A 2,866-nucleotide genomic window follows, 5' to 3' on the forward strand; every position below is an offset into this window, starting at 1 on the left:
TCTGGTCAAGCTTTTAAAACGGGTTGAGTCCACAATTGGAAATTAACTTCCAATAAAACCTTCTCTACTGGGTAGGTTTATTTAGGTACGTCTTTATTTTATCTATAAAAAATATATTAATGATAGACTTGACTTTGATTAGCTGGTTTATGCGCTGTTTGTGCCATCTTTGAAGTACCTTCACATTACTAGATTAATTTCAATTTTCGATACTTTATTCTCAATAAACTCTAGAGTGAAAAGAATATAATCATTCGTTGTTGAGTAACCCCAATTGTTGTCATCTAAATAAGCAGGATTCTTATAGAGTTCCACCACTTTTTCTATAGAATCTCCGACTCTTAGTCCTCTCGGGGTTAGGTAATCAGTTGATGTTACTTCAATAGAATAAATTTCATCATTTATTAGATAAACAATTGTTCCATCAACATAAGTTAATTTATACATTATTCCATCATCACCAAGGTCATTCTCTACTGTCTTCTCTAACTCTGTTCCCATAACCTTAGATAAATCTGAATAAGTCATTTTTAAATACAGATCATTCAACTTTAACTCCTCAATATTGATGTATCCCTTCTCCCTAGACTCATCTGATTCAGCATTCTGCATTCCGTCCTGTATTTCATCATCCTGAACTTCTTCTGTTTTTTCTTCTGTTTTTTCTTCTTCATTTTTTACATATTCGGTTATTACTTCATTCTGATTTTCCTCATATTCTGGATCGTTAACAAGACCCTCATCGTTCGATGAACAACCAACTATCAAACATAAAAAAAATAATGTTAAAAATGTTTTCATGCTCTTTACCACCTTTGCACAAATTGCGTATAACGTTTCGCATTTCAGACGTCCGGGTGGCTCCGCCACTTAGCCAGTTGGATGTGTCGCCTGATTCACTTCTCAGAAATACATCTAGGCGACCTAGGAGCGTATGCGACGAAGCTAAAATGCATTGTTATACGCTGCCCCTTCTTCTTCGATTCCACACCCATAAATGTCTTGTAATTATATGTATTTATTATGTCTTTTGATGTGTTCTTTTTTTGGTTCTATTAGTTCCGTTTCTTCTTAGGAAAAGTACCCCCCTTCTACTTTCCATGTATCTTGGTTTTCAACGGCTACTTCGTAAATACATCCTTATTCATTTCTTTCATTTATGTTTTTTTCTCTTTCTTCTATTATCATTGATTTATTTGATCCATTCACCTTAATTTATTGTTACTAGGTTTCATTAACGTTTAGCATTCCTGTCGTTCAAGCAGCTTAAGTGACCAGTGGGAACTGGTCGTCAGACTTAAGACGAACCACAGCATAGTATATCGAAGCGAGCATTATTGTATGTTTATAGAATAGCCCAAAGAAACTAATGTAAGCAAAAGATCTTGGATAAAGAAGAAGAACAGTATTTGTAAGGAGAATTTTTTACGTTCCAAGTGTAACTTTACAACACAATATACGTTATAATGTATAAGACTGAAATTAAAAGCCTATCTGGAGGATTGATAATGAAAAAGAACAAAATCTCTCTACTTATACTACTAATGCTAAGCGTTCCGCTTCTTTTAATTTCCTGTGAAACTTCTGCGAAAACCCCACCTCTTGTGGCAAGTAATGACGATAAGGAACAACCCAATTTCAAATTGAACATTGAAGACATTTCAAATGTGACTATTTTTAATTATGAATCACAAAAACATATATCCGCTGAGGTAAATAAAGAAGAGGACATTAAGGCATTAGTTACGATCCTAAACTCTAATACAACCGAAGTGAAACCTCATACATTAGAAAATTATCGTGATATTAATATAAACATGAAGAATGGCAACGTGTTAACACTAATGTTTGCTGGGCTAGGCCAAGCATTTAGTGTAGACAATACTAACACTTACATGCTTGATCCATCAGAAAATTACAAGGTATTAAACCAACTGATTGAACGTGTAGAAAAAGAGTACTCAACCAAATAAAAGCATCTTCGGGTATAAAGTGACCCCTAACGTTAGACAGGTTATTTTGTTAGGCATCTATTTAGGAATGAGTGCGGTATTGTACCGGACTCATTCCTTTTAATTTTGCCTTAATACGTTTGTGATTGTTGTGATCAATATACTTTTCTAGTTCTTGTTTGTAAATGTTCTACACTTTCAAATGTCTTTAAATAGAGGAACACTGATTTCATAACACTAAAGAAGTTTCCTATTACCGCATTGTCGTAACAGTTGCCTTTACGAGACATACTTTGCTAATTACATACTGCCCTAGGGTATGACGATACTGCTTCATCTGGTAATGCCCGCCTTGATCTGAATCCATCAGAAGTGTATCAAAGTCTGTTAATCGTTCGAATTCGAATGCTTTCTCCAACATCTCTGAAACTAATGAGTATGTTAGTCTAGTCCCAATGGTATCCGTAATAATCTTCCCATTGAATAAATCTAATACAGGTGCTTTTCACCGTTGCTCATTTTACATCGGGCTATTCAGTCAGCTTGAATATTACATTCTAGGATATTTGGTGCAATTCTTCCAACACCCCTATATAAGAGAGATACTTTTTCATACTCACCAGACATTTCAACCCCAATTCGCCATCATGCGCTGTACTTTCTTATGATTGACTTTTTGTGCACGATTCGTAAGTTCATCACGAATCTGACGATAGCCATAACGGTCTTCTTGTTGATTAAAGATGGCTTAAGTTAATGTTTTCAGCTACGCATCGTGATTAAGACGACTAAAGTTCTTTACCTAGTAATAGTAGATGCTACCCAACTTTCCGTGTTCCTATGACTCTACTAAGCTCTTTTAAGGCTTGGTGTGGATTCCTTTGAGGCCGAAATCCATAGGAGTGTTCCAAAAA

Annotated in this window: 2 protein-coding genes and 1 pseudogene; 1 reads left to right on the plus strand and 2 read right to left on the minus strand. The window is 35.1% G+C overall.

What is annotated here, in order from left to right:
* Nucleotides 1-180 precede the first annotated feature (180 nt).
* A complete protein-coding gene (locus tag J2T13_RS26045; RefSeq protein ID WP_429375609.1) occupies nt 181-801 on the minus strand; it encodes a hypothetical protein in 621 nt (206 codons plus the stop codon).
* A gap of 707 nt (nt 802-1,508) precedes the next feature.
* On the opposite strand from J2T13_RS26045, the gene J2T13_RS26050 reads away from it, so the two are divergent.
* Entirely contained in the window at nt 1,509-1,973 is a 465-nt protein-coding gene (locus tag J2T13_RS26050) for a hypothetical protein (RefSeq protein WP_429375611.1), read from the plus strand.
* A gap of 61 nt (nt 1,974-2,034) precedes the next feature.
* On the opposite strand, the pseudogene J2T13_RS26055 reads toward J2T13_RS26050, so the two are convergent.
* Nucleotides 2,035-2,682: pseudogene (locus J2T13_RS26055) on the minus strand (IS3 family transposase); the annotation flags it as partial.
* Nucleotides 2,683-2,866 lie beyond the last annotated feature (184 nt).

Source organism: Paenibacillus sp. DS2015 (assembly GCF_050433705.1).
Lineage (GTDB): Bacteria > Bacillota > Bacilli > Paenibacillales > Paenibacillaceae > Paenibacillus_AQ.

Excerpts from the sequence above, each read along its gene's own strand:
- J2T13_RS26045 (WP_429375609.1), bottom strand. The coding sequence starts at position 801 with ATGAAAACATTTTTAACATTATTTTTTTTATGTTTGATAGTTGGTTGT.
- J2T13_RS26050 (WP_429375611.1), top strand. The coding sequence starts at position 1,509 with ATGAAAAAGAACAAAATCTCTCTACTTATACTACTAATGCTAAGCGTT.